The sequence below is a fragment of the Pseudomonas sp. C7.1 genome (assembly GCF_056312395.1).
Window position 1 is genome coordinate 3,009,116 of the sequence record NZ_JBWDTL010000003.1, and the last position, 25,794, is coordinate 3,034,909.

The window sequence follows — 25,794 nt, forward strand, 5'->3', positions numbered from 1 at the left end:
GACCGAGTTGTGGCCATGACACGACCACCAGTCATAGCCAACCTATCCCTTGAAAGGGCAACACCTGCCATTTTTTGTCACCCGCGCCTACCTAGCTTGGGCTACTGCTAAATTTGAGCTATAAGACAACCACTCTAATCCGGCAAGAAGCACCCAATTAATCATGAGCGAAGCCCCCAATCTGACCGGCCTGGCCCGGCAACTGGTCAATGCCGAACTGCTTAGCGAAAGCGCTGCCTCCCAAGCGCAAGCTCAGGCGTTACGCAATAAAATCCCACTGGTTTCCTACCTGGTACAGAACAAGCTCGCCACCAGCAAAGCGGTGGCTGAAGTGGCTGCCGAGCAATTTGGCGTGCCGTTCTGCGACCTCAACGCAATAGACAAGGAAAGCCAACCGCGCGAGCTGATCAGCGAAAAGCTGGTTCGCCAGCACCGGGTTATTCCGTTATTTCGCCGCGGTAATAAGTTATTTGTTGGCGTCTCGGACCCTACCAACCACCAAGCGGTTACCGATGTACAGTTTTCCACCGGTTTAACCACCGAACCCCTGCTGGTTGAAGACGACAAGCTGACCGATGCCATCGAAAAATTCTTCGATACCGCCAGCAGCGGAATGGAAGAACTGGGCGACGTTGACTTAGACGGCGTAGACATCGAGGCTGTTGACGACGACAAACAGGACAATAACGACAGCAACTCGGCGGATGACGCCCCGGTTGTACGTTTTGTCCACAAAATGTTGCTTGATGCGATCAAGAAGGGCTCGTCCGACCTGCATTTTGAACCCTACGAGAAAACCTACCGCGTACGCTTCCGCACCGACGGTATTCTTCAAGAAATTGCCCGACCGCCCATCCAGTTGGCACCACGCATTTCTGCTCGCCTCAAGGTCATGGCCGGCCTGGATATTTCTGAGCGACGCAAGCCGCAGGATGGGCGCATTAAAATGCGCATATCCAAAAGCAAATCAATAGACTTCCGCGTGAGCACCTGCCCCACCCTGTGGGGCGAGAAGATCGTGATGCGGATTCTCGACTCGGCCAGCGCGCAGATGGGTATCGACGCCTTGGGCTATGAAGAGTCGCAAAAAGACCTCTATATGACAGCCCTCAAGCAACCGCAGGGCATGATCCTGGTGACCGGCCCGACCGGTTCCGGAAAAACCGTGTCGTTGTATACCGGCTTGAATATCCTCAACACCGTGGATGTGAATATCTCCACAGCCGAAGACCCGGTGGAAATCAACCTAGAAGGAATCAACCAGGTCAACGTCAACCCCAAGCAGGGCATGGACTTTACTGCCGCGCTGAAATCATTCCTGCGCCAGGACCCTGACATCATCATGGTCGGCGAGATCCGCGACCTGGATACCGCCTCCATCGCGATAAAGGCAGCACAAACCGGCCACATGGTGATGTCGACCCTGCACACCAACAGCGCGGCGGAAACCCTGACGCGCCTGCGCAATATGGGCGTGCCGTCATTTAACATCGCCACCTCGGTCAACCTGATCATCGCCCAGCGTTTGGCTCGCAAGCTGTGCAACAGCTGTAAAGCAGAGGTGAAGATTCCGCGCGAAGCCCTACTCGAAGAAGGTTTCCCGGCCGACAAAGTCGACACGCTCAAGCTTTACGGCCCTGTCGGTTGCGAAAACTGCAACGGCGGTTATAAAGGCCGTGTCGGAATATATGAAGTGGTTAAAAACACGCCGGCCCTGCAGCGGATTATCATGGAGGAAGGCAACTCCATCGATATCTCCATACAAATGCGCAAAGACGGCTTCAATGACCTGCGCACCTCAGCTTTACTGAAAGCAATGCAGGGCATTACCAGCCTTGAAGAAGTCAACCGAGTGACCAAGGATTAAGCCATGGCGGCCAAAGCTCCAAGCATCAGCACCTTTGCGTGGGAAGGCACCGATAAGAAAGGTGCAAAGATCAAAGGTGAAATCAACGGCCAGAACCCGGCCTTGGTCAAGGCGCAACTGCGCAAACAAGGTATCAACCCGCTCAAAGTAAAGAAAAAACCTAAGTCGCTATTCAGCGCCGGCAAGAAAATCAAACCCATGGACATCGCCCTGTTTACTCGGCAGATGGCGACCATGATGAAGGCCGGCGTTCCGCTGTTGCAGTCCTTCGATATTATCGGCGAAGGCTTCGACAACCCCAGGATGCGCACCCTGATCAATGACGTTAAGCAAGAGGTGGCGGCGGGTAACAGCTTTGCAGCCTCACTGCGCACCCGGCCGCAATATTTTGATGACCTGTATTGCAACCTTGTGGACTCCGGCGAGCAATCCGGCGCCCTGGAAACTCTGCTGGATCGAATCGCCACCTATAAGGAAAAAACTGAAGCCCTCAAAGCCAAAATCAAAAAGGCCATGACCTACCCGATCTCGGTACTGGTCGTAGCCGTTATTGTCACGGCAATTCTTTTGATCAAGGTGGTTCCGCAGTTCGAGAGTGTATTTGCTGGTTTTGGCGCCGAGCTTCCGGCATTTACCCAAGTTGTGGTGAATATGTCGCGAGGCTTACAGGAGTGGTGGTATCTCTTCATATTTGCCTTCTTTGTGATTGGCTTTACGTTCAAAGAGGCGCACAAACGCTCTGAAAAATTCCGTGATTTTTTGGATCGCGCCCTGTTGAAAGCACCGATTGTTGGCGACATTCTCTACAAGGCCGTGGTCGCGCGCTTTGCACGCACTCTTTCAACCACATTCTCGGCCGGCGTACCCCTAGTGGAGGGGCTTCAGTCGGTTGAAGGCGCTGCTGGTAACGTGGTATTCCGCCAGGCAATTGCCAAAATCCGTAATGACGTATCCTCCGGCACTCAACTGAATTTCTCCATGCGTAACACCGGGGTATTCCCAAGCATGGCCGTGCAAATGACCGCCATCGGCGAAGAGTCTGGCTCCCTGGATGAAATGCTGGACAAAACTGCGGAGTATTACGAGGCCGAAGTGGATAACGCTGTAGACAACCTGACGACCCTGATGGAGCCGCTGATCATGTCGGTACTCGGGGTGTTGGTCGGCGGCCTTATCATCGCCATGTACCTTCCTATCTTCCAGCTTGGCGCAGTGGTTGGCTAACTTATGATCCTCGATTTTCTGGCCGGCAATTTGCCGGCCTTTGTTTGTGTAGGCCTACTGCTCGGTCTTTTAATTGGCAGCTTCCTCAACGTGGTGGTCTATCGCCTGCCAAAAATGATGCAGCGTGACTGGCGCGAGCAGGCCCGCGAGATATTGGAGCTGCCCGTCGAGACCCAGACAGCAACATTCAACCTGGTATTGCCCAACTCAAGCTGCCCGCACTGCGCCCATGAAATAAAGCCCTGGGAAAATATTCCAGTTATCAGCTACCTGTTTCTGCGCGGCAAGTGCTCTAGCTGTAAAGCACCGATCAGCATGCGCTACCCACTGGTTGAGCTGGCCTGCGGCTTGTTATCGGCCTTTATCGCCTGGCACTTCGGCGTTACCTGGCAGGCGGGCGGCATGTTGCTGCTGACCTGGGGCTTGCTGGCGATGAGCCTGATCGATGCTGATCACCAATTGCTGCCAGACTCGTTAGTGCTGCCGCTGCTGTGGCTAGGCTTGATTGCCAATAGTTTTGGCGTGTTCACCAGCCTTGAGGATGCGCTCTGGGGCGCGATTGCCGGCTACCTGAGTCTGTGGTCGGTGTACTGGCTATTCAAGCTGGTAACAGGCAAGGAAGGTATGGGCTATGGCGACTTCAAGCTGCTGGCGATGCTCGGCGCCTGGGGTGGCTGGCAGGTGTTGCCGCTGACGATATTGCTGTCGTCATTGGTTGGCGCGGTACTGGGCTTGATCATGCTGCGCATGCGTAATGCAGAAACCAGCACGCCGATCCCTTTCGGCCCTTACCTGGCGATTGCCGGCTGGATTGCCCTGCTCTGGGGTGAGCAAATCACCGCCAGCTACCTGCAGATTGCCGGCTTCTAGGTTTGTGATGACTCAACACCCGTAGGATGGCGTTGAGCGCAGCGATACCCATCGGCGTTAATCAGCCTATACCGCTGATGGGTTACGGCGCGACCAACCACGCACAACGTGACAGCCCACCGACATGCGCCTAACCCATCCTACGAACTGACTATGCTGTTATGGCCAGCAACGTATGCCGCGCACGGGTAGGTTGGGTTGAGGAGCAAAGCGACAAAGCCCAACAAGAGATATCACTGCCTGTTGGGCTTCGCTACGCTCAACACCAACCTACTACTTGTCACCTCACCGTAACGTAGCCGCCCAGCCGACCTATTATTACGACCGTGATCGCCAGCAAGCTGGCTCCTACAGAGGCGTGCCGTTGCGCTCGTGGCGGATTGTTCGCTTCGCGCCTGAATCCGCCCTACAATCGCGCCCCTGAATGACCGACACGAGCGCGCACCTTGACGACAAAACCCTGGATTCTTGGCCTTACAGGCGGCATTGGCAGTGGCAAGAGCGCTGTGGCCCAGCACTTTATCGACCTAGGCGTGCACCTGGTCGATGCTGACCATGCGTCACGCTGGGTGGTTGAGCCTGGTAAGCCGGCGCTGGCCAAGATCGCCGAGCACTTCGGTAGCGATGTATTGCAGACCGATGGCCAGCTTGATCGCGCAGCACTGCGCAACCGGATTTTTGCCGATACCAATGAGCGGCACTGGCTCGAAGCCCTGCTGCATCCGCTTATCGGTCAGGAAATCATCCAGTACCTGGCACACGCAGAATCACCCTATGCCATTCTGGTTTCGCCGCTGCTGGTTGAGTCCGGCCAGCACAACTTGACCCAGCGCATACTGGTGGTGGACGCCCCCGAGCAGCTGCAAGTGCAGCGCACCATGGCCCGCGACCAGAGTTCCAGCGAGCAGGTGCAGGCCATTCTCAAGGCCCAGGCCAGCCGTGAGGAACGCCTGCGACATGCCGATGATGTACTGCTTAATGATCAAGACTTGCCCTGGCTACAAGCCGAAGTGGAACGACTGCACACTTTTTACCTGACGCTACGCGGAGGCCAAGCATGAGTAAGCCAACCCTAGTCGCCTGCCCCACCTGCAGCGCGCCCGTCGAGTGGGGCCCACAAAGCCCGAACCGGCCCTTCTGCTCCGAACGCTGCAAGCTGATCGACCTCGGTGCCTGGGCTTCAGAAGAACACGCGATTGCCGGCAACCCACTGGAAGATGATGTGTTCTCTGGCGAGCTGCCGCCGCGCGAGCACTAGCAGGCTGCTGTAAATGTGGCGGCGGGCTTATCCGCGAATTGAGCTCAAGCAAGAGCTTCGCGGGCGTGGCCCGCTCCTACGGGGATCGCAGCCCCCCATCGCAGCCATCCTGAAATGTCGGCGCAATGCCAGGCGCGGAGGGAGGGGCTTTAGTCGCGACCGCTTGAAAACTACGACCCAATCGCGGCTAAAGCCCCTCCCACGGGAAGCAACAGACTTAGCCGTGTCGCGACACTCAATAGTCAAGGCCGCATAAAGCTGTAATCGCGCTCGTCATCCAGGTTGTCAGCGAGAAACTGCAACTCTGCGGCCAGGTCCGCTGCACTGCGCCCTGCACGGCTACGCTCGACTACGGCACTGAGCAATGCCCGCAATGCCATGGCCTGGCCAAAACCCTGCGCCTCGACTCCCTGCAAACTCTGATCGATTGCCTGCCTTGCCCATTGATGCACGCCCATATCTCGCCCTCTCTGTTGATAGATGAAAGATCGCGCATGGCCGTTCGCGCAGCTTGATCTGGATCAACCCGCGCAGCCCAATCACTCAACTGAAGATCACGTCATCAGCGGCCCCGGAGGGAGGTACCAACCATGGAATAGCGCCTACAAAAACAAAAAACAGACCCTAGCCATCCTTCCAGGGCGCAGCCAGATAGCGTGTGCGGTTGAAGGTCTCCAGCCAATCCGGATAGAACACCACCAGCGCCGTCACCAGCATGCCGTTGATAAAGGCCTCGGGGAAAATCACCAGCCAGAGGTAACCGATAAAGTCCTCCAGCCAGGGCGGCATCGGGAATAGGCCATCCATCCAGAGCAAGGTGAAAGCGGCAACGATACACAGCAATGCCGCCAGCGCTGCGGCGAAAAAGCCGCTGCAGAAGATGTAGACAAACAGATTGCGCGGCTGCTTTTTCTCGACCCAGAGTGCGCAGGCCTCGGTCACCCACACGGGAATCACCACCAGCAGCACACCGTTAACGCCCAGCGCGGCAAAATCCTGCCGGCCCAGCGCCAGCAAGCCCAGCTGGGCAATCAGCCCCACCAGCATGGCCAGCGGCCAATCCAGCAGCAAGGTAACGGCGGTCATACCGATAAAGTGATAGGACAGGCCCGAGTCGAAATCCCGGCGCACCAACCACAGCACAAACAGCGCTAGCGCCGTGCCGCCGAGCAGGTGCTGGCGGCGCAAGTCACTGCACAGTTCGACCCAGGGCGCGCGCCAGATCGCCCAGCACAGAAGCGGTAAATAGATCAGCCAACCGGCCAGTTGGGTGGTGGGCTGCAACAGCTCGGCAGCGATCATGGTTTCTCCCGATAAGCCGACGGCAGAGCGCGCCAGCAATCTGGATCTTGCCTGCGAAAGCAGACGATGAGCAAGGCAGAGGCGTAGCCACCCACGCTCAGCCCATACCAAAAAGCGCTGTCACTACTGCGTGCTGGGAGGGGTTCCGTTGAGAAGCGCAGGGACGAAACCCAACAAACGATGCCAACACCTGTTGGGCTTCGCTGCGCTCAGCGCCAACCTACCGTTTGTATGCATAAAAGCCTGCAACAAGCGTCGCAGAGGGGTACCAACAACCCAACCGCGCAAGCTAAGCTGAGCCCATGGATGACTCAGATTACCTGCGCCTGCTGACGCACCAGGCCGAACAAGCCAACGCCTTTCTCTCCAACGCGCGCAAGTGGGAGCGTGAGCGCTGGGTGTGCCAGCGCCTGCTGCAGGCGTTGAATGTCAGCCACCGTTTAGATGAGTTCAGCGCCGCCGGCCATGAACCGCCTGACGTATTGTTCCGCGAGGCGAGCTTTGAGGTGTTCTTCGTCCTCGACGAAGGGCGCCGCCTGAATGACGAATGGCGCGCCGAGTTGGAGCGGCGGCGCAGCGCGTTTTCCCTCAGCCAACTGGTGCGCCGCGAAGCCAAACCACGGCGCATTGCCGCCGCCGAGCTGCAACAGCGACTGACACCAACCCTGCGCAAGAAGGCCCACAACTATAAAGAGCGCGGCCTCGACCTGGGTGAGCTGGACCTGCTCGCTTACGTCAACCTGAAGCGCGCCGTGCCGGACTTCAACAGCCACTTCCCGCCGCCCACCGAATTTCTCCGCCAAGGCTGGCGCTCGCTGTCACTGGTCGGCCCAACCTTTGCTCGTGTGCTGTTCGCCCACCCGGATGCGCCGGACTTTCTGCGCCACAACCTCGGCCGCTCTGTGCTGTTCGATGTAGGTATCAGCCTGTGAGCCCTTTGCATGAACTGCTCGCAGCCGTGCCGCAGCAAGGCTGCGTGCGCTGGATTGGCGTACGCCCGGCCTCGCGGGCCGCAATGATCGAGCTGGATGCCGTCGAAGCACGCCGCGAAGCCGGTCTTACCGGCGACCACAGCAGACCCGGACCGCGCAATGCTCGGCAGGTCACCCTGATTCAATGGGAACACCTGGCGGTGATCAGCGCCTTGATGGGCCGCCCGACCGAACAGCCGATCAGCGCGTCCGAGCTGCGGCGCAATATCGCCATCAGCGGCATCAATCTGTTCAGCCTCAAGGGCCGCCGCTTTCGCCTCGGCCAGGCGATCCTAGAAACCACCGGCTGGTGCCAACCCTGCGCCAAGCTGGAAGAGCGCCTGGGGCTTGGCACCTTTCAGGCCATGCGCGGCCACGGTGGAATTACTGCGCGCGTGCTACAAGGGGGCATTATTCGCCTGAATGACGCCCTGCGCGTTGAGCCTTTATAAGCCGCGCGGCTAGAATACTTACCACTTCAGCCCGCCATCGCCCCCTATTCGAGGCTTCTATGTCCAGCCGCCTGAACCCTGATGATCAAAAACGTGTCGAGCAATACCTCAGCGCTCCGCAGCATCAGGTCGAGCGTCAGCCGTTCAAGGTCTGGCGGCTGCTGCTGATCATCGTAGTCGTGGTGATTGGCCTGGGCGTGCTGAGCCGTCTTCTGAGTCGATTGGTGCTATGAGCTGCTTAGCGCTCGCCCACGCCGGCTCACCCGTTTTTCTTAAAAGCCTTGTGAGCGTGTCTAATGACCCATCAAATCGTAATTGTCGGCGGCGGCGCCGGCGGCCTGGAGCTTGCTACCCGCCTGGGTAGAACCCTGGGTAAACGCGGCCAGGCCAGGATCACCCTGGTCGACGCCAACCTGACCCACATCTGGAAACCGTTGCTACACGAAGTGGCGGCTGGCTCGCTGAACTCCTCGGGTGACGAACTGAACTACGTGGCGCAGGCCAAGTGGAATCACTTCGAATTCCAGCTGGGGCGAATGTGCGACCTCAACCGCGCGGAAAAACGTATCAGCCTGGCCGCCACACTGGATGACGACGGCCAGGTGCTGATGCCTGCGCGCGAGCTGAGCTATGACAGTCTAGTGATCGCCGTGGGCAGCACCACCAATGATTTCGGCACCGCCGGCGCCGCCGAGCACTGCCTGTTTCTGGATACCCGAGCGCAGGCCGAGCGCTTCCATCACCAACTGCTCAGCCATTACTTACGTGCCCACGCCAGCCAGAGCGAAGCCACCGAGCTGATCAACATTGCCATCGTTGGCGCGGGAGCCACCGGCGTGGAGCTGGCGGCCGAGCTGCATCACGCCGCACACGAGCTGGCCGCCTACGGCCTGAATCGGATCAGCCCGGAAAATATGCGCATCACCTTGATCGAAGCCGGCCCACGCGTACTGCCAGCCTTGCCGGAGCGCATCAGCCAGCCGGTGCACAAAACCCTGGAGAAACTTGGCGTAACCGTGCTCACCGGCGCCGCCGTCAGCCAGGTTACCCGCGAGGCGCTGCATACCGCGCAAGGCCAGGTGATCCCGGCCACCCTGAAAGTCTGGGCGGCAGGGATTCGCGCGCCCGACTTTCTCAAGGAGCTGGATGGCCTGGAAAGTAATCGCATCAACCAGCTGCAGGTGCGCCTGACACTGCAGACCACCCTGGACGACAACATCTTTGCCTTCGGCGACTGCGCCGCCTGCCCACAACCCGGCACTGACGGCCGTAACGTCCCCCCGCGCGCGCAAGCGGCGCATCAGCAAGCCTCGTTGCTGGCCAAATCACTAAAGCTGCGCATCGAAGGCAAGGCGCTGCCGGAATACCGCTACCGTGATTACGGCTCACTGATCTCGCTGTCGACCTTTTCGGCGGTCGGCAACCTGATGGGCAACCTGACCGGCAGCGTGATGCTTGAGGGCTGGCTGGCCAGAATGTTCTACGTGTCGCTGTATCGCATGCATCAGATCGCCCTGTACGGCATGACCCGCACGCTGCTGATGATGCTCGGCGACCGCATCGGCCGCAGCACCGAGCCGCGCCTTAAGCTGCATTGAGTTGTCTCGGCATAACCCGTAGGAGCGGCCCACGCCCGCGAAGCGATGATCGCGGGCATGGCCCGCCCCTACATTTCTGCGCGCATGAAAGATTACTGCCATAAATCGCAGGCAATAAAAAACCCGCACTAGGCGGGTTTTTTATCATTCAAGCATGCTTGAAATGGTGGGTCGTGTGGGATTCGAACCTACGACCAATTGGTTAAAAGCCAACTGCTCTACCAACTGAGCTAACGACCCAAAAATGGTCGGGGTAGGGGGATTCGAACTCCCGACATCCTGCTCCCAAAGCAGGCGCGCTACCGGACTGCGCTATACCCCGATGAAAGATTGGCTCCGCGACCAGGACTCGAACCTGGGACCCAATGATTAACAGTCATTTGCTCTACCGACTGAGCTATCGCGGAACTACTTGCTTCCTTTCTCAGAAACTGGAGCCGGTTGTTAAATCGTTTCCCGTGTCTGAGGCGCGCCATTTTACGTTTCCGCGCGCGCCTGTCAACCCCTTAAATTGCTTTTAGTACAATGATTTGCAGCTGCGTGAGCGGCTGCTATATCTTCCCTATGTCTGTATTCATTGCAGGACGCACCAGCCGTAAGGCTTCAGCCAGGAAAGTCCATGAGTAACCAGGGCATACCGCCAAATCCACCCAGCTTAACGCAGACCCTTGCCAACCGGGGTATCCAGCCGCGCTTCGGCGACCTGGTGCAAAGCTGTCGAAAACTGGTGATGAACCGCCTGGCCGAACACCTGACCGGCGTCTTCGCCCAGGTCGACGACACGCTGTTTGAGTGCGCCGAAAAAGCCGAGAACAATCAGGTACAAACCCTGTTCTTCGACAACATGCGCGAGATCCGCAGGCAGCGCCCACAGATAGAACGCAGCTACCACCAGCAGATCGCGCAGAACTTCTCCGACTTCCTCGAAGGCAAGCTCAAGCCGCCACCCAGCGCCAGCGAACTGGACGCCGAGCACATGGCCCTGGTGCAAAACGAGGATTATGAAGAAAGCCTGCAAGTCACCAATATGGTCAGCCGGGTCAAGGCACGCTGCGCGCAACCGCTGTTTGCCTTGGAACAGCGCCTGGCACTGCTGAATAACGGTCAGAAGCTCGGCGAGGACATCAACCCCTTCGGCCCGCAGATGATTGCCCAGGCCTTTCGCGACGCCCTGACGCCCTGCCCTTTCCCGCTGCGTATAAAGGTTATCCTTTATACGTTGTTTGATACGCACGTTATGCAAAGCCTAGACAGCATCTATGCCGCGCTGAATCAGCGCCTGATCGACGCTGGCGTACTGCCTAACCTGAAGTACAGCGCGCAGCGCAACAACCCACCACCGGCACGCCCCAAAAGCACGTCCGCCACGCCGACCGAACATGCGCCAGAGAGCAGCGCCAGTAGCAGCCAAAACCAGGGCACTGCAACCGTTATGCAACCGCCAGGGCGATCCTACAACGCCGCCGGCGCAGACCTTAGCGGCCCGCCGCCGAGCGACCCGCAGGAGCTACTCGGCAGCCTGGCGACCCTGTTGGGCGAACACCGCCAGCGCGACATTGACGCCCCACTGCTTGGCGGCACCCGCAGCATTGCCAGCTTCACCCCGCGCGAGGCGACCAGCACCTACAGCGCCTCGGCCCTGCTCGATGCCCTCAACCGCATGCAACAGCAATCGACCAACGACCTGTCACAGCGCCTGAGCCGCCCGCAGCAGGTTGAAGGCCTGAAGGCGGATTTGCAGCAACAGCTGGAAGCGCACAGCGAGTTGCCGGGCCAGCAAAAAGTTTCCGACCAGGAAGCCGACGTGATCGACCTGGTCGGTATGCTGTTCGACTTTATCCTCGACGACGACAACCTGCCGGACAGCTGCAAAACCACCCTATCCCACCTGCACACGCCCTACCTGAAAGTGGCGCTGCAAGACAAAGCGCTGTTCACCCAGCACCACCACCCGGCCCGTCGCCTGCTCAATGCCATGGCCCAGGCCGGCGTACTGTATGGCGGCGAAGGCGATGAACGCGGCTTGCTGGCCAAGATGCAATGGGTGGTCGAGCGGGTCATCCATGACTTCTTTGGTGACCTGCAGCTGTTTGAAGGCCTGCTGGAGGAGTTCAACGAATTCGTTGCCACGCTCAGGCACAAGGTCGAGCTGCGCGAGCGGCGTGCAGTGGAAGCCGCCAAAGGTCGCGACAAACTGCTGGGCGCGCGCCAGCACGCGGTCGAAGTGATCGCCAATAGCCTGCACAGTCGTCAGCCGCCGACCATCATCCGCAACTTCCTCGAACTGACCTGGGCCGATGTGCTGGTATTTGTGCTGCTGCGTAATGGCGATCAGAGCCCGGAATGGCAGCGCGCCAGTGAAGCGGCCGAACAACTGGCCTGGAGCGGCACGCTGCTCGACGAAGCAGGCCGTGAGCGCTTGCAGAAATTGCGCGTGCCGCTGCTCGAAAATCTGCGCAAAGGCCTGGAACTGCTCGGCGGTTACCACGAAGACGGCATCCGCCGCCTGCTGCAGGACCTGGTGGCCTGCCAGCACGCCGTACAGGCCAAACAGCCACAGGTAGCCGCCCAGCTCAAGCCAATCCTGCCAGAGAGCCCGCTGGGCGCCATGCTCGGCGAAGACGCCGCACTGGCGACCCTGGCGCCGCGCGAATCGACACTCTCGCCCCGCGCCCAGGCACTGGCCAAGGAGTTGGGGCATATCGAGTTCGGCACCTGGTTCGAGTTCGTCAATGGCGAGCAGGTGCGCACGCTCAAGCTGTCCTGGTTTAGCCCAACAACCCGCAACTATATGTTTGTCGACCAGAGCGGCCAGCGCGTGGCAATCAAGCCACTCACTCAGCTGGCCACCGAAATGGAACAAGGGCTGGCGCGCATCGTCACCCCTGAACGAGGTGCACCCCTGGTGGACCGTGCCCTTACCGCCATTTACCGCGTGCTCCAGCGTTTTACCGGGCGCACGGCTGAGCCCCAAGAATAAGGAACTCCTATGGATGACGAACGTCGCCTGCACAGCCGGCATAACGCCGACGTGCAGCTGGAAGTCTTCGACTTACACACTGGGCAGCGCCTGGGTCGCGTGGTCGACCTGTCCGCCGATGGCTTTATGCTGTTTAGCGACACCCCGTTGACCGCCGACGAGCTGGTGGAGTGCCGCCTGGTGAGCGAGCAGGAGGTTGAGGGTGTGTGCGAAATCACCCTGGGAGCCGACTGCCTGTGGAGCCGCCCTGGCGCCGATGGCCAGCACTGCTGGGCCGGCTTTCACATCATTGACCTGGCCGAAGATCAGGCCGCGGCGCTGGAAATCCTGCTCAAGCACTTGTGATTCAGCCCCATAAAAAACACCCCGGTCAGCGCGAACTGAACCGGGGTGTTTTTTATTTTGCAGCTCTAGTGTGGCCGACAGCGTTTAACCGAAGACGATTTCATCGCCCTCAACCCTGCCCGTCACGCTGCTGCCTGGGGCGAACTTGCCAGCCAGAATCAGCTGCGCCAGAGGGTTTTCGATCCAGCGCTGCACCGCACGCTTAAGCGGGCGCGCGCCGTAGACCGGGTCGTAACCGACGGCGATCAGTTTATCCAGCGCCTCAGCAGATAACTCCAGGCTCAGCTCACGCTCGGCCAGACGCTGACGCAAACGGCCGAGCTGGATCTGCGCAATGCCGGCAATCTGATCGCGAGCCAGCGGCTCGAAGATCACCACCTCATCGATACGGTTGATAAACTCCGGACGAAAATGCGTGCCGACCGCATCCATCACAGCTGCACGCTGGCCTTCGCGATCACCCACCAGTTCCTGAATCTGCGCGGAGCCGAGGTTGGAGGTCATCACGATGACGGTGTTCTTAAAATCCACGGTGCGGCCATGGCTGTCGGTCAGGCGGCCATCTTCGAGCACCTGCAGCAAGACGTTGAACACGTCCGGGTGAGCCTTCTCCACTTCATCCAGCAGGATCACCGAATAGGGCTTGCGCCGTACCGCTTCGGTCAGATAACCGCCCTCTTCATAGCCGACATAGCCTGGCGGCGCGCCGATAAGCCGCGCCACGGAGTGCTTCTCCATAAACTCGGACATGTCGATGCGCACCAACGCCTCTTCGGTGTCGAAAAGGAACTCGGCCAGCGCCTTGCACAGCTCGGTCTTACCGACCCCGGTTGGGCCAAGAAAGAGGAACGAACCACTCGGCCGATTCGGGTCGGACAAGCCCGCGCGGGAACGCCGCACGGCATTGGCCACCGCCACCACCGCCTCGTTCTGACCGATCACCCGCTGATGCAGCAAGCCTTCCATTTTCAACAGTTTGTCGCGCTCGCCCTCGAGCATCTTGCTCACCGGAATACCGGTCCACTTCGACACCACCTCGGCGATTTCTTCCTCGGTGACCTTGCTGCGCAGCAGCTGGTTTTCGCTCTTGCCGTGCTGATCGACCATCTGCAGGCTGCGCTCCAGGTCCGGGATAATCCCGTACTGCAGCTCCGCCATGCGGTTAAGGTCACCTTTGCGCCGCGCCGCCTCAAGCTCCTGGCGGGACTGCTCGATTTTCTGCTGAATTTGCGCGGAACCCTGCACCTCGGCCTTCTCCGACTTCCAGATTTCCTCCAGGTCGGCGTATTCACGCTCCAGCCGGGCAATGTCTTCGTTGAGCTTGGCCAGGCGCTTGATCGCCGCCTCGTCGTCTTCCTTCTTCAGTGCCTGGGCTTCCACCTTGAGCTGAATCAGCCGGCGCTCAAGACGATCCAGCACTTCCGGCTTGGAGTCGATTTCCATACGAATGCGACTGGCCGCCTCGTCAATCAGGTCGATGGCCTTGTCCGGCAGCTGGCGGTCGGTGATATAGCGGTGCGAAAGTTTGGCCGCAGCGATAATCGCGCCGTCGGTGATGGCCACCTTGTGGTGCACTTCATAACGCTCTTTGAGGCCACGCAGGATGGCGATGGTGTCCTCTTCGCTCGGCTCATCAACCAGCACTTTCTGGAAGCGCCGCTCCAGGGCGGCATCCTTCTCGATGTACTGGCGGTACTCGTTGAGCGTGGTCGCGCCGACGCAATGCAGCTCACCGCGCGCCAGGGATGGCTTGAGCATATTGCCGGCATCCATCGAGCCTTCGCCTTTACCGGCGCCAACCATGGTGTGCAGCTCGTCAATAAACAGGATGATTCGCCCTTCCTGCTTGCTCAACTCATTGAGCACCGCCTTCAAGCGCTCTTCGAACTCGCCACGGAACTTGGCGCCAGCGATCAGGGCACCCATGTCGAGGGACAGCAGACGCTTGTCCTTGAGGCCATCCGGTACTTCGCCGTTGACGATGCGCTGGGCCAGGCCTTCGGCAATCGCCGTTTTACCCACACCCGGCTCGCCGATCAGTACCGGGTTATTCTTGGTGCGGCGCTGCAACACCTGAATGGTGCGGCGAATCTCATCATCGCGACCGATCACCGGATCGAGCTTGCCTTCTTCGGCACGCTTGGTCAGGTCGACGGTGTATTTATCCAAGGCCTGGCGGTTTTCCTCGACGTTCGGGTCATTTACCGCATCGCCACCGCGTAGGTTGGTCACGGCGTTTTCCAGTGCCTTGCGGCTGACGCCCTGACCGAGCAGCAGTTTGCCCAGCTTGGTGCTCTCATCCATCGCGGCCAGCAGCACCAGCTCGCTGGAGATAAATTGGTCGCCCTTTTGCTGCGACAGGCGGTCGGCCTGATTGAGCAGGCGTGCCAGATCCTGCGACAGATTAACGTCGCCGGATGGGTTCTGGATTTTGCCCAGCTGATCCAGCTCCTTGCCCAGAGCCAGGCGCAGGCTATTCACATCAAAACCGACCTGCATCAGCAGCGGTTTGATCGAGCCGCCCTGCTGTTCAAGCAAAGCCTGCATCAGGTGCAGCGGCTCAATAGCCGCATGATCAAGGCCAACGGCCAGGGATTGCGCATCGGAGAGCGCGAGTTGCAACTTACTGGTTAAACGATCAATACGCATAAACAATCAACCCTCGTAGTGGTGGCAGGCCGGCGCACTGAATCGCGCCCAAACAGAAAGCCTGCGGATGAAGAGTAGATGAGGTCGATTGTGTGGGTTTCAAGCTGAGCGATGTTGACCTGAGTCATTTACCGCCAAAGTGACGCAGGAACGCCGTGAGAATGCCGCAAGAGTGCCGCAGAGGCGGCACGCGAGGGTTAGTTGCCCAGCCAGATCAGGCTGGCAAAGCGTCCGGTTTGCGCCGAGCGGCGGTAGGAGAAGAAACGCGGATCATTGAAGGTGCAGAAATCGCCACCGTAGACAGCCTCGACGCCACAAGCGGCCAGGCGAATGCGCGCCAACTGGTAGATATCGGCCATAAATTTGCCGGCATTGACGCTGGGCTGGAAGGCCGCTGCCGCCTGCCCATGCTGGGCGACAAAGGCTTCACGCACCTCCGCACCCACCTCGAAGGCCTGCGGCCCAATTGCCGGCCCCAACCAGACCAGTACCTCATCCGCCGGCACCGCCAACTGATCCAGGGTGGCTTCCAGCACTCCGTCAGCCAGGCCGCGCCAGCCAGCATGAGCCGCCGCAACGCGGGTGCCGGCACGGTCACAGAACAGCGCAGGTAGGCAGTCGGCAGTCATCACCGCACAGGCAACGCCCGACTTGCTGGTCCAGCTGGCGTCGGCTTCAAGCACCAACCCAGGATTGGCCTCAACCACTGCAACGCCATGCACCTGCTGCAACCAGGCTGGCTTGCAACCGAGCAGGCTGACCAGCCGTTGACGGTTTTTCAGCACCGCCTTTGGCTCGTCGCCCACATGTTCAGCCAGGTTGCAACTGTCGAACGGCGCAACGCTGACGCCACCACTGCGGGTGGTGACGCTGGTTTTTACTCTTGCTGGTGCGGGCCATTGCGGCGTAAGCCAATCGTGCATCCTGTCACCCTGTTCTCTGTTACCCACTCGTGTTTCGGATATTTGTTAGCCGATAAAGGCCTCACGGTCCTGGCGCAGCAGCGTCAGCAACCAAACAAAATCATCCGGCAATGGCGACTGCCATTTCATCCGCTCACCGGTAATCGGATGGTCCAGCTCAAGGAAGCGCGCATGCAAAGCCTGGCGTGGAAACTCCTTGAGGGTCTGCACCATACTCGGATTGGCCGCAGGCGGAATACGGAAACGCCCGCCATAGACAGGGTCGCCCACCAGCGGATAACCGATATGGCTCATGTGTACACGAATCTGGTGGGTGCGACCGGTTTCCAGCTTGACCCGCGCATGGGTATGCGAGCGATAGCGCTCCAGCACCCGGTAATGGCTGACCGCCGGCTTACCACCGTCGCTAACCGCCATGCGCTGACGCTGCGAGGAACTACGACCGATCGGCGCATTGATCTTGCCGCCGGAGGTGATCACGCCAATCACGATGCATTCATAGATGCGGCTGACCGAGCGTTTCTGCAGCTGATCGACCAGGCGGGTCTGCGCTTCGATGGTCTTGGCCACCACCATCAGGCCAGTGGTGTCTTTGTCCAAACGATGAACAATGCCGGCACGCGGCACGTTGATAATGTCCGGCACATGGTGCAGCAGAGCATTAAGCAAGGTGCCATCTGCATGCCCGGCAGCAGGGTGCACGACCAGGCCGGCGGGTTTGTCGATCACCAGAATCTGCTCGTCTTCGTAGACGATGTTTAGCGCGATGTCCTGGGCGATCCACTCGCCTTGGGCTTCCTGCTCAGCGTTCAGCGCCAACAGCGCCCCGCCATGGACGATGTCGCGCGGGCGCAGCACCTCACCATCGACGGTCAGCAGACCCTCTTTGATCCAGGCAGACAGACGCGAACGCGAGTGCTCGGCGAACAGGAGTGCGGCGACTTGATCGAGGCGTTGACCGCCCATTTCATAGGGCACCTCGGCGTTCAGTTCAATGATCTGCTTATTAATAGAGGGCATGCTCGGCAACAGAGGGGGCGTAGCCTTTGGTTTCAGCTACACGCTTGTGGTTAAATACGGCGTCTTTGCCCCAGGGGTACCGGGGGCGCTCATCATAACAGGACGGCTTTGCTCAAGACAGCCGCCGTCACAGGGACGCAAGCCGCCATGCAAGTGAAACACCTGCTGCTGATCGCAATCCTCGCCCTCACTGCCGCCTGCTCATCGAAGCAGGTGGTCGACGAAAATCTGAGTGAGGCCGAACTCTACCAGCAGGCACAGGCCGACCTGGACAATAGTAGCTACACCAGCGCCGTCGCCAAGCTCAAGGCATTGGAGTCGCGCTACCCGTTCGGCCGCTATGCCGAGCAGGCGCAGTTGGAGCTGATCTACGCTTACTACAAAAACGTTGAGCCGGAAGCCGCCAAATCCGCAGCCGACCGTTTTATCCGCCTGCACCCGCAGCACGCCAACGTTGATTACGCCTATTACCTCAAAGGCCTCGCCTCGTTTGACCAAGACCGCGGCTTGATCGCCCGCTTCGTCCCGCTGGACATGACCAAGCGCGACCCAGGCGCTGCGCGCGACTCCTACAACGAGTTCGCTCAGCTCACCAGCCGCTTCCCCACCAGCCGCTACGCGCCAGACGCCAAGCAGCGCATGATCTACCTGCGCAACCTGCTGGCCGCCTACGAAATTCACGTGGCGCACTACTACCTGACCCGCAACGCCTATGTGGCAGCCGCCAACCGTGGCCGCTATGTGGTGGAGAACTTCCAGGAAACCCCAGCAGTCGGTGATGGCCTGGCGGTCATGACCGAAGCCTACCAGCGCCTGACCCTGGATGACCTGGCGGCCACCAGCCTGGAAACCCTCAAGCTCAACTACCCCGACCACCCAAGCCTGGTCGACGGCCAGTTCATCCCGCGTGAAGAAGCCGCCGACAGCCGCTCCTGGCTGGCCAAGGCAACGCTGGGTCTGATCGAAACCGATACGCCGCTGCCACCGGGCGAAACCCGCGCCAGCCAGGACGTGATTCGTCAGTACGAAGATGCCGAACAGCAGATTCCGGATGAGCTCAAGAGCGGCACCAGCGAAGAAAAAGCGAGCCGCTCCTGGTTCAGCTACATGACTTTTGGCCTGTTCGACTGAACAAGCACACTGCACAAAACGGGAGGCCATCGGCCTCCCGTTTTTATTGCGCGCCGCTAGCCAGCTGACGCCCTCTGTGCAAAAGCGCAACTGGCACACTGCTTCAACACTGGGCGCATACAGGCGGGTTAGCTAAACTGCCCGCTCACCGATAAAAAGAGAGCGCCATGGGCCTGTTCCGCTTACTGTTCTGGATTGCCGTCATTGCGGCTGCATTTTGGCTATGGCGACGCTTTACTCGGCCAGCAGCCCCTCGCAGCGAAGACCGCAAAACCAGCGCAACGCCTACCCCCATGGTGCGCTGCGAGCACTGCGGCACTCATGTACCGCGCGATCACGCGCTGGCAAAAGGCGAACAGTGGTTTTGCAGCCAAGCACACCTAGAACAAGGCCCACATTCCGGTGAGCGCTGATTTCTCCCTGAGCGGGGAGCAAAGTAGACGAATTCTGCGGCTCTATCACCTGTACCGCCTGGTTATCGGCATCACCCTAGCGCTGCTGGTCTCCAGCAATCTGGACAGCGAACTGCTGGACATGATGCACCCGACGCTATTTCGCAATGGCAGCTGGCTGTATCTAATACTCAACGTCCTGATCATCGCCACCGTGCGTCGCCCCAAGGGCTTGACGCAGGTTTTCAGCCTGGCACTGGTCGATGTGATTCTGCTCTGCGTCCTATTTTATGCCGCAGGCGGCACACCCAGCGGCATCGGCAACCTGCTGATAGTCGCCGTGGCGATTGCCAATATCCTCTTGCGTGGCCGTATCGGCCTGCTAATTGCCGCCGTCGCCGCAACAGGCATGATCTATCTGACCGTCTACCTGAGCCTTAGCCGACCGGCTGCGGCGGCACAGTACGTCCAGGCCGGAGCACTCGGCGCACTGTGCTTCGCCGCCGCACTGTTTGTGCAGGGCCTGACGCGCCGGCTGCAAGCCAGCGAAAACCTGGCCGAGCAGCGCGCAGCCGATGTCGCCAACCTGGAAGCACTCAACGCGCTGATCCTGCAACGCATGCGCACCGGCATTCTGGTGCTGGATGAATTACACCGCGTATTACTAGCCAACCAGGGCGCCAACCACTTGCTGGGGCATGCCGATCTGACCGGCAAAATTCTCGACCCGCACTGCCCGGAACTGATCAAGCGCATGCAGCAATGGTCACACAACCCCAGCCTGCGTCCCGCCAGCCTGCAAGCGGCGCCCGATAGTCGCGTGTTGCAGCCTAGCTTTATTGCACTGCAGCGCGGCGAGCACAAACATACGCTGATATTCCTCGATGACATTTCGCAAATCGCCCAGCAGGCGCAACAGCTCAAGCTCGCTTCCCTAGGCCGCCTGACTGCCGGCATCGCCCACGAAATTCGCAATCCGCTGGGCGCAATCAGCCACGCCGCACAGCTGCTGCAAGAGTCAGAAGAATTGGAAGGCCCGGACCTGCGTCTGGCGCAGATCATCCAGGATCACTCGCGACGAATGAACTTGGTGATAGAAAACGTCTTGCAACTGTCGCGGCGCCGCCAGGCCGAACCGCAGCTGCTTGACCTGAAGTATTGGCTGCACCGTTTTGCCAGCGAGTTCCGCAGCAGCGCCGCCCCTGGCCAGACTCTGCACCTGGAAACCTGCAGCGGCAGTATTCAAACTCGCATGGACCCGCATCAACTCACCCAGGTACTGAGCAATCTGGTGGAAAACGGCCTGCGTTACAGCGCGCAAAAGAACAAGCAAGGACAAGTCTGGCTAAAGCTGTTCCGCGACGCGGAGAGCGAGCTGCCGGTGCTCGAAGTACTGGACGACGGCCCCGGCATTGCCGAAGAACAACTGCACCACCTGTTCGAGCCCTTCTACACCACAGAAAACAAAGGCACCGGCCTAGGCCTGTATATTTCCCGCGAACTGTGCGAAAGCAATCAGGCACGTCTCGACTATAAACTTCGTGAAGGTGGCGGCAGCTGCCTACGCATCACCTTCGCCCACCCGCGCAAACTGAGCTGACCATGACCCGCCAGAGAGCCCTGATCGTCGATGACGAACCCGATATTCGCGAACTCCTGGAAATCACCCTGGGGCGGATGAAGCTCGACACCCGCAGCGCGCGCAACGTCAAGGAAGCCCGCGAGTGGCTGGCCAAAGAGCCCTTCGACCTGTGTCTGACCGACATGCGCCTGCCGGACGGCACAGGCCTGGAGCTGGTGCAGCATATTCTGCTGCGCCACCCGCAAGTGCCGGTGGCGATGATCACGGCCTACGGCAGCCTCGATACCGCGATCAACGCCCTGAAAGCCGGCGCCTTTGATTTTCTGACCAAACCGGTGGACCTCGGTCGCCTGCGCGAACTAGTCGCCGCCGCCTTACGCCTGCGCAGCGCCGATGGCGAAGAAATGCCGGTGGATAGCCGCTTGCTCGGCGACTCACCACCAATGAAGGTCATGCGCAAACAGATCCTCAAGCTGGCCCGCAGCCAGGCCCCGGTGTATATCAGCGGCGAATCCGGCAGCGGCAAAGAGCTGGTCGCCCGCCTGATACATGAGCAAGGCTCGCGCGGCGAACAACCCTTTATCCCGGTCAACTGCGGCGCCATTCCCAGCGAACTGATGGAAAGCGAGTTCTTTGGCCACAAGAAAGGCAGCTTCACTGGCGCCGTCGAAGACAAGCAAGGGCTTTTCCAAGCTGCCAACGGCGGCACCCTGTTCCTCGATGAGGTCGCCGACCTGCCGCTGCCGATGCAGGTCAAACTGCTGCGCGCCATTCAGGAAAAAGCCGTACGCGCCGTGGGCGGCCAGCAAGAGCTGATCGTCGATGTGCGCATCCTCTGCGCCACTCACAAGGACCTGGCCGCCGAGGTCGCCGCCGAGCGCTTCCGTCAAGACCTGTACTACCGCCTCAACGTGATCGAGTTACGCGTGCCCGCCCTGCGTGAACGCCGCGAAGACATCCCCCTGCTCGCCGACATCATGCTCAAGCGCCTGGCTGACGGCACCGGCCTCAGCCCAGCCAAACTGGATGACGACGCGCTGGAGAAACTCAAGAGCTACCGCTTCCCAGGCAACGTGCGCGAACTGGAGAACATGCTCGAACGCGCCTACACCTTGTGCGAAGACGACCGCATCACTACCTGCGATCTGCGCCTGGCCGACAGCGTACCGGTCAGCGAAAACGGCGAAACCAGCCTGGCGCAGATCGACAACCTGGAAGACCACCTGGAAAGCATCGAACGCAAACTGATCATGCAAGCCCTGGAAGAAACCCGCTGGAACCGCACCGCCGCCGCCCAACGCCTGGGCCTGAGCTTTCGCTCAATGCGCTATCGGTTAAAGAAACTGGGTATCGACTAAAGCGAGCATCAATTGCGGGAGATCCCCGTCGTCCAGACGCCGCGCTGTCACGCAGCAAACGGGGGCAATTGCGTCTTTCGGCTTGTAGGTACCTGTAGGAGCGGGCCATGCCCGCGATGCGTTTCGCGGGCATGGCCCGCTCCTACAGGTCTTTGTGCGGATTTAATTTATTTATATAAAACAATGAGTTATTTTTTTGATAAATGGGACTTTAGCCGCGCGTCCCTCCCAGTGAAACACTCAACCCGCCGAAGCCACCCGCCCAGTCGGCGCATAAGGTGCAGGATCGATGATAGGTTCACGTCCCAACATCAAATCCGCCAGCAATTGGCACGAAGCTGGCGCCAGCACCAGTCCATTGCGGTAATGCCCACAGTTCAGCCACAAACCATCATGCCCCGGCACCGGGCCAATAAACGGAATGCCCTCAGGCGAACCAGGCCGCAACCCCGCCCAATGCCCCACCACCTCGGCATCCGCCAACGCCGGCAACAACTCGACAGCAGACGCTTTTAAGCTCGCCAGCGCCTCGGCGGTCGGCGTCTTATCGAAGCCCGCATGCTCAAGCGTGCTGCCTATCAGAATATGGCCATCACGACGCGGAATCGCATAACGCCCCTTGGCCAGCACAATAGACGGGAGAAAGTCTTCGCCGCACTTGTACAGAATCATCTGCCCCTTGACCGGCACCACCGGCAACTCAATGCCCAGAGTCTTCATCAACTCGCCACTCCAGGCACCAGCAGTCAGCACCACCTGATCGGCATACATATCACCCTGCGCCGTGTGCACACCCGTGACACGCCCACCCTCACGAATAAAACCACTGACCGCACAGTGCTCATGCAAGGTGACATTCGGCATCTGCTGCAACGCCGCCCGCAGCGCCTTGACCAAACGCGGGTTACGCACATTCGCCACATCCGACATCTGCACTGCCCGCCCAAAGCCCTTAGCCAAAGCCGGCACCGCCCGCTCTACCGCCGCAACATCCACACGCTGCAGCGGCCGCCTTTCATGCTGCGCCCAGGCAAGCGCATCAGCCTCATCATCAAGGTCAAGCCAATACAACCCGCTGACATACACCTCAGGATCAATCTGCGTCTGCGCCAGCAACTGCTCACCCAAGCGCGGATAAAAATCCTGCGACCAATGCGCGAGTGCTGTTACCGCAGGGCTGTAACGCCAGGGGTAAAGCGGAGAGACGATTCCGCCGCCGGCCCAGGAGGACTCAGCACCCACAAGACCACGCTCAACAACATCAATGCGGCAACTATTTTTCGCCAGTGTCAAAGCAGAAAGCATGCCAATAACACCGCCCCCTACGACAACATACCGCTCATAGCAGCCCACATTGGCAACTCCTGAATAATCATCTTTAATGAAGGGTACCCCATGGACCAGGGAGAAAACCATGTATCAACGGAATGTAACAGGCTTAAGCATTACTGATCTTTTATTATCTCTAAGCATTTTAACCATACTCGTATCTACAGCAGTACCAACCCTTGCTTCACTGCATCAAAAAATAGAACTTTCTTCCGTAACAAATGGCCTATTCAGCCTCACACAGCAGGCAAGATACCACGCGCTATCTCAACAGGTGCGCGTTTCAGTCTGTCCACTTTCGAGAGTCGGTAACTGCTCAAAAGACTGGCAGCAGGACATAAGTGCGTTCACTGACGCCAACGGAAATAGACGCCTTGACGATGGTGATGTGCTACTGAGCACATTCAGCCGTTCGAAACGAGTAAAAATCAGCTGGAGCGGGATGGGTAGCGGCAACAGCCTGCACTTCAATCGCCAAGGAATTACTTTTGTCAGTAATGGAACATTCAGCATAAGCAACGGCGAAAAAAGGATGCAATTGACCATCAGCCGCCTTGGCAAGCCCAAGGTTATCGTACCAAAAGAACCGCCCATACCCTGACTAGCGCCGAACGTCCCCCCTCTGTTGCCCCCGCCAGCCTTGCGGATTATGGTTAACGCTAGGGAAAAGGGGCTTTTACATGCAACGACAATACGGTTTCACTCTAATAGAGCTGCTTATTGCGATAGCAATACTGGCGGTTTTGATGGGTATCGCAATACCTAACTTCACGCAATTTCTTGTGACCCAGCGGGTCTCTGGGCAGGCCAGTGAACTAATTAGCGCATTGGCCTTTGCGCGCAGCGAAGCGAGTAAACGCAATGCAAATATAGTAGTCATTCCTCTGACCAATGCCGTCACAGGCTGGAGTAATGGCTGGTGCATTGGCCTCACAAGCATCAACAACTGCAATCATGCAGATGTGATAGCAAGCTACCAGCCCAAAGCCAGCGATATAAACGTCACGTCAACTTACCTACAAGCAGGCAATCGCTTAACGTTTCGACGCGACGGCACACTATTGGACCCAGGCAGTGCCTCGCCATTCAAAATCAGCTCTACGCGCCTGTCGGCCACAAGTGATGACGCCCGCTGCATTAACCTCAACGGGCTAGGAAAAGCCTCAATAAAAAAGGTGAAACCTGATGTTGACTGTTAAATTCAGGCACTCAAGCAACGGATCTTCATTAATTGAGGTTTTAATCACGTTGCTTATATTCGCAGTTGGCCTTTTGGGCTTCGCCGGACTACAAGTAAATGCACTACAAAGTACTGCTGACAGCGGTCAACGCTCTCAAGCCGTGTGGATAAGCCAAGAGCTCGCCGAAAGAATGCGCGCAAATGCAGAGGCAGGCAATGCGATCTATATAGCGGCTGCGGCCAATGTTGACTGCGCAAGCCTTCCGCCCAACATATGTTCGGATTATTACGATCCGGTTGCAGCCTCCAAAGTAAATGCAACCGTATGCAACGCAACCCAAATGGCGGCCTTTGACCTATGGGAGGCACAGTGCCCCTACAGTAGCACACCAACCTATCAAGGAAATGCAAATGCCGCTAATGGCAGATATAGCAGCCGAGACTTCCTCACCAGACCTGCGGGAGCCGCACCGCCACTGGCAGTCACTGCTCAAGGTAATGGTTTAAGAATAACGTCTAGCTGGCTGAGCATGGGCTCCAGATCGTCTACAGGAGTTACGACGGGAGAAAACCTATCGACTCAACTGGAGGTCCTGCGATGAAACACTGTATTAAAAGCCAGCGCGGATTTAGCCTGATCGAGCTTATGGTAGCAATGGTAATTGGATTGATATTACTGCTGGGAGTGAGCCAAGTATTCCTATCAAGCCGCCAGACATTCACCACAAATGAGGCAATGACAAAACTTCAGGAAAACGGGCGTTTTGCGCTAGAGTTCATCGCAACCAGCGCACGCCAAGCAGGCTATCTATCCCCAGGCTCCCCATTGCCTCGCCCATTCCCAGTTGAACCAATAAGTTGTGGAAAAGGCTCAGCAGCCAGCAATCCTTGCGCTGTAAACGGAGCAACTGACCGTATAAGTTTTTCTGCAGAACCGGTATTAATTGATGGGAACTTACGTGATTGCGCCGGCAGCATCGTACCTGCAAACTCTGTTGTCATTAACTCATATTTCATCATGCCAGCAGATGCAAACAATCCCCAGCCATCCCTTGCCTGCAGCTCATATAACAGAACAACCAGCGCATGGATTACACAAAACCAAAGTTTAATTGACGGGATAGAGTCACTGCAAGTGCTCTACGGACTCCCCTCAAATAACAGCCCACTCAGTGCAGGACAATTTGTATCTGCAGACAGAGTTGATCTTTTAAATGGCTGGAAAGATGTTATTGCAGTCCGTGTAGCAGTCCTAGCCAACAGCATTGACCCAACTACACCACAACCACCTCAGCGTAATTATTATCTGCTTGATGCCCCCCCATAACACCCGACGCAGATGACAGTCGTGCACGGCAAATCT

At 58.6% G+C, this 25,794-nt stretch carries 25 protein-coding genes and 3 tRNA genes; 19 read left to right on the forward strand and 9 right to left on the reverse strand.

Annotated elements, in window-relative coordinates; genetic code table 11:
- Positions 1 to 163 precede the first annotated feature (163 nt).
- The 5 genes from pilB (at position 164) to yacG (ending at position 5,219) form a co-directional block, all read left to right on the forward strand.
- On the forward strand, positions 164 to 1,867 hold the full coding sequence (gene pilB, locus AC0T4W_RS17540; RefSeq protein ID WP_476321141.1) for a type IV-A pilus assembly ATPase PilB: 1,704 nt from the start codon (positions 164 to 166) through the stop codon (positions 1,865 to 1,867).
- Positions 1,868 to 1,870: 3 nt separating this feature from the next.
- Entirely contained in the window at positions 1,871 to 3,091 is a 1,221-nt protein-coding gene (locus AC0T4W_RS17545; protein WP_476321143.1) for a type II secretion system F family protein, read from the forward strand.
- Positions 3,092 to 3,094: 3 nt separating this feature from the next.
- On the forward strand, positions 3,095 to 3,961 hold the full coding sequence (locus AC0T4W_RS17550; RefSeq protein ID WP_476321145.1) for a prepilin peptidase: 867 nt from the start codon (positions 3,095 to 3,097) through the stop codon (positions 3,959 to 3,961).
- 446 nt (positions 3,962 to 4,407) lie between these two features.
- On the forward strand, positions 4,408 to 5,022 hold the full coding sequence (gene coaE, locus AC0T4W_RS17555) for a dephospho-CoA kinase (protein ID WP_476321147.1): 615 nt from the start codon (positions 4,408 to 4,410) through the stop codon (positions 5,020 to 5,022).
- Positions 5,019 to 5,219 (forward strand): DNA gyrase inhibitor YacG, encoded by a 201-nt coding sequence (yacG, locus tag AC0T4W_RS17560; protein ID WP_476321149.1) that lies wholly within the window; start codon positions 5,019 to 5,021, stop codon positions 5,217 to 5,219. Before coaE ends, yacG begins: the two co-directional genes overlap by 4 nt.
- 242 nt (positions 5,220 to 5,461) lie before the next feature.
- Here yacG and AC0T4W_RS17565 read toward each other — a convergent pair whose 3' ends face one another.
- A complete protein-coding gene (locus AC0T4W_RS17565) occupies positions 5,462 to 5,677 on the reverse strand; it encodes a hypothetical protein (protein WP_476321151.1) in 216 nt (71 codons plus the stop codon).
- 166 nt (positions 5,678 to 5,843) lie between these two features.
- Positions 5,844 to 6,521 carry an energy-coupling factor ABC transporter permease gene (locus tag AC0T4W_RS17570; protein WP_476321153.1) on the reverse strand — a complete coding sequence of 226 codons (678 nt, stop codon included), beginning with the start codon at positions 6,519 to 6,521 and terminating at the stop codon, positions 5,844 to 5,846.
- Between the two features lie 302 nt (positions 6,522 to 6,823).
- On the opposite strand from AC0T4W_RS17570, the gene AC0T4W_RS17575 reads away from it, so the two are divergent.
- The 4 genes from AC0T4W_RS17575 to AC0T4W_RS17590 all read left to right on the forward strand — a co-directional run bounded on the left by AC0T4W_RS17575 (position 6,824) and on the right by AC0T4W_RS17590 (position 9,542).
- Entirely contained in the window at positions 6,824 to 7,453 is a 630-nt protein-coding gene (locus AC0T4W_RS17575; protein WP_304866758.1) for a DUF1780 domain-containing protein, read from the forward strand.
- Complete coding sequence (locus AC0T4W_RS17580; RefSeq protein WP_476321155.1) at positions 7,450 to 7,944, forward strand: MOSC domain-containing protein; 495 nt, start codon at positions 7,450 to 7,452, stop codon at positions 7,942 to 7,944. The genes AC0T4W_RS17575 and AC0T4W_RS17580 overlap by 4 nt, the downstream gene beginning before the upstream one ends.
- A gap of 59 nt (positions 7,945 to 8,003) precedes the next feature.
- The gene (locus AC0T4W_RS17585; RefSeq protein ID WP_476321157.1) at positions 8,004 to 8,177 is read left to right on the forward strand and encodes a DUF3094 family protein; all 174 of its coding nucleotides are present in this window, start codon (positions 8,004 to 8,006) and stop codon (positions 8,175 to 8,177) included.
- Positions 8,178 to 8,240: 63 nt separating this feature from the next.
- Positions 8,241 to 9,542, forward strand: a complete 1,302-nt coding sequence (locus tag AC0T4W_RS17590; protein WP_476321159.1) for an NAD(P)/FAD-dependent oxidoreductase — start codon at positions 8,241 to 8,243, stop codon at positions 9,540 to 9,542.
- 164 nt (positions 9,543 to 9,706) lie between these two features.
- Here AC0T4W_RS17590 and AC0T4W_RS17595 read toward each other — a convergent pair.
- The 3 genes from AC0T4W_RS17595 to AC0T4W_RS17605 form a co-directional block, all read right to left on the reverse strand.
- A tRNA-Lys gene (locus AC0T4W_RS17595) sits at positions 9,707 to 9,782 on the reverse strand.
- 5 nt (positions 9,783 to 9,787) lie between these two features.
- Positions 9,788 to 9,864: transfer RNA gene (locus tag AC0T4W_RS17600), tRNA-Pro, on the reverse strand.
- A 9-nt stretch (positions 9,865 to 9,873) separates the two neighbouring features.
- Positions 9,874 to 9,949 (reverse strand) — tRNA-Asn (locus tag AC0T4W_RS17605).
- A gap of 212 nt (positions 9,950 to 10,161) precedes the next feature.
- Between AC0T4W_RS17605 and AC0T4W_RS17610 the strand changes: the two genes are divergently transcribed.
- Both AC0T4W_RS17610 and AC0T4W_RS17615 read left to right on the forward strand, forming a co-directional pair.
- On the forward strand, positions 10,162 to 12,522 hold the full coding sequence (locus AC0T4W_RS17610) for a DUF1631 domain-containing protein (RefSeq protein WP_476321161.1): 2,361 nt from the start codon (positions 10,162 to 10,164) through the stop codon (positions 12,520 to 12,522).
- Positions 12,523 to 12,531: 9 nt separating this feature from the next.
- Entirely contained in the window at positions 12,532 to 12,867 is a 336-nt protein-coding gene (locus AC0T4W_RS17615; protein ID WP_275960678.1) for a PilZ domain-containing protein, read from the forward strand.
- 84 nt (positions 12,868 to 12,951) lie between these two features.
- Here AC0T4W_RS17615 and clpB read toward each other — a convergent pair whose 3' ends face one another.
- From clpB to rluD, 3 genes are all read right to left on the reverse strand, one after another.
- Positions 12,952 to 15,516, reverse strand: a complete 2,565-nt coding sequence (clpB, locus tag AC0T4W_RS17620) for an ATP-dependent chaperone ClpB (RefSeq protein WP_476321163.1) — start codon at positions 15,514 to 15,516, stop codon at positions 12,952 to 12,954.
- A 197-nt stretch (positions 15,517 to 15,713) separates the two neighbouring features.
- The gene (gene pgeF, locus AC0T4W_RS17625) at positions 15,714 to 16,439 is read right to left on the reverse strand and encodes a peptidoglycan editing factor PgeF (protein ID WP_476321165.1); all 726 of its coding nucleotides are present in this window, start codon (positions 16,437 to 16,439) and stop codon (positions 15,714 to 15,716) included.
- Positions 16,440 to 16,484: 45 nt separating this feature from the next.
- Positions 16,485 to 17,459, reverse strand: coding sequence for a 23S rRNA pseudouridine(1911/1915/1917) synthase RluD (gene rluD / locus AC0T4W_RS17630; RefSeq protein ID WP_476321167.1), 975 nt, complete (start codon positions 17,457 to 17,459; stop codon positions 16,485 to 16,487).
- Between the two features lie 147 nt (positions 17,460 to 17,606).
- Between rluD and AC0T4W_RS17635 the strand changes: the two genes are divergently transcribed.
- The 4 genes from AC0T4W_RS17635 to AC0T4W_RS17650 all read left to right on the forward strand — a co-directional run bounded on the left by AC0T4W_RS17635 (position 17,607) and on the right by AC0T4W_RS17650 (position 21,922).
- The gene (locus tag AC0T4W_RS17635) at positions 17,607 to 18,590 is read left to right on the forward strand and encodes an outer membrane protein assembly factor BamD (protein WP_476321169.1); all 984 of its coding nucleotides are present in this window, start codon (positions 17,607 to 17,609) and stop codon (positions 18,588 to 18,590) included.
- 167 nt (positions 18,591 to 18,757) lie between these two features.
- Positions 18,758 to 19,003, forward strand: coding sequence for a PP0621 family protein (locus AC0T4W_RS17640; RefSeq protein ID WP_476321171.1), 246 nt, complete (start codon positions 18,758 to 18,760; stop codon positions 19,001 to 19,003).
- Positions 18,993 to 20,582: a sensor histidine kinase gene (locus tag AC0T4W_RS17645; RefSeq protein WP_476321173.1), complete on the forward strand. Its 1,590-nt coding sequence runs from the start codon at positions 18,993 to 18,995 to the stop codon at positions 20,580 to 20,582. The genes AC0T4W_RS17640 and AC0T4W_RS17645 overlap by 11 nt, the downstream gene beginning before the upstream one ends.
- A 2-nt stretch (positions 20,583 to 20,584) precedes the next feature.
- A complete protein-coding gene (locus AC0T4W_RS17650) occupies positions 20,585 to 21,922 on the forward strand; it encodes a sigma-54-dependent transcriptional regulator (protein WP_476321175.1) in 1,338 nt (445 codons plus the stop codon).
- Positions 21,923 to 22,162: 240 nt separating this feature from the next.
- Here the strand turns inward: AC0T4W_RS17650 and thiO are convergent, their stop codons facing one another.
- Positions 22,163 to 23,338 (reverse strand): glycine oxidase ThiO, encoded by a 1,176-nt coding sequence (gene thiO, locus AC0T4W_RS17655; protein ID WP_476321176.1) that lies wholly within the window; start codon positions 23,336 to 23,338, stop codon positions 22,163 to 22,165.
- On the opposite strand from thiO, the gene AC0T4W_RS17660 reads away from it, so the two are divergent.
- The 4 genes from AC0T4W_RS17660 (at position 23,337) to AC0T4W_RS17675 (ending at position 25,758) form a co-directional block, all read left to right on the forward strand.
- Positions 23,337 to 23,852: a GspH/FimT family protein gene (locus AC0T4W_RS17660; protein WP_476321177.1), complete on the forward strand. Its 516-nt coding sequence runs from the start codon at positions 23,337 to 23,339 to the stop codon at positions 23,850 to 23,852. The genes thiO and AC0T4W_RS17660 overlap by 2 nt on opposite strands.
- A 79-nt stretch (positions 23,853 to 23,931) precedes the next feature.
- Positions 23,932 to 24,450, forward strand: coding sequence for a GspH/FimT family pseudopilin (locus AC0T4W_RS17665; RefSeq protein ID WP_476321179.1), 519 nt, complete (start codon positions 23,932 to 23,934; stop codon positions 24,448 to 24,450).
- Positions 24,437 to 25,033: a type IV pilus modification protein PilV gene (pilV, locus tag AC0T4W_RS17670; RefSeq protein WP_476321181.1), complete on the forward strand. Its 597-nt coding sequence runs from the start codon at positions 24,437 to 24,439 to the stop codon at positions 25,031 to 25,033. The genes AC0T4W_RS17665 and pilV overlap by 14 nt, the downstream gene beginning before the upstream one ends.
- Entirely contained in the window at positions 25,030 to 25,758 is a 729-nt protein-coding gene (locus tag AC0T4W_RS17675; protein WP_476321183.1) for a PilW family protein, read from the forward strand. The genes pilV and AC0T4W_RS17675 overlap by 4 nt, the downstream gene beginning before the upstream one ends.
- Positions 25,759 to 25,794 lie beyond the last annotated feature (36 nt).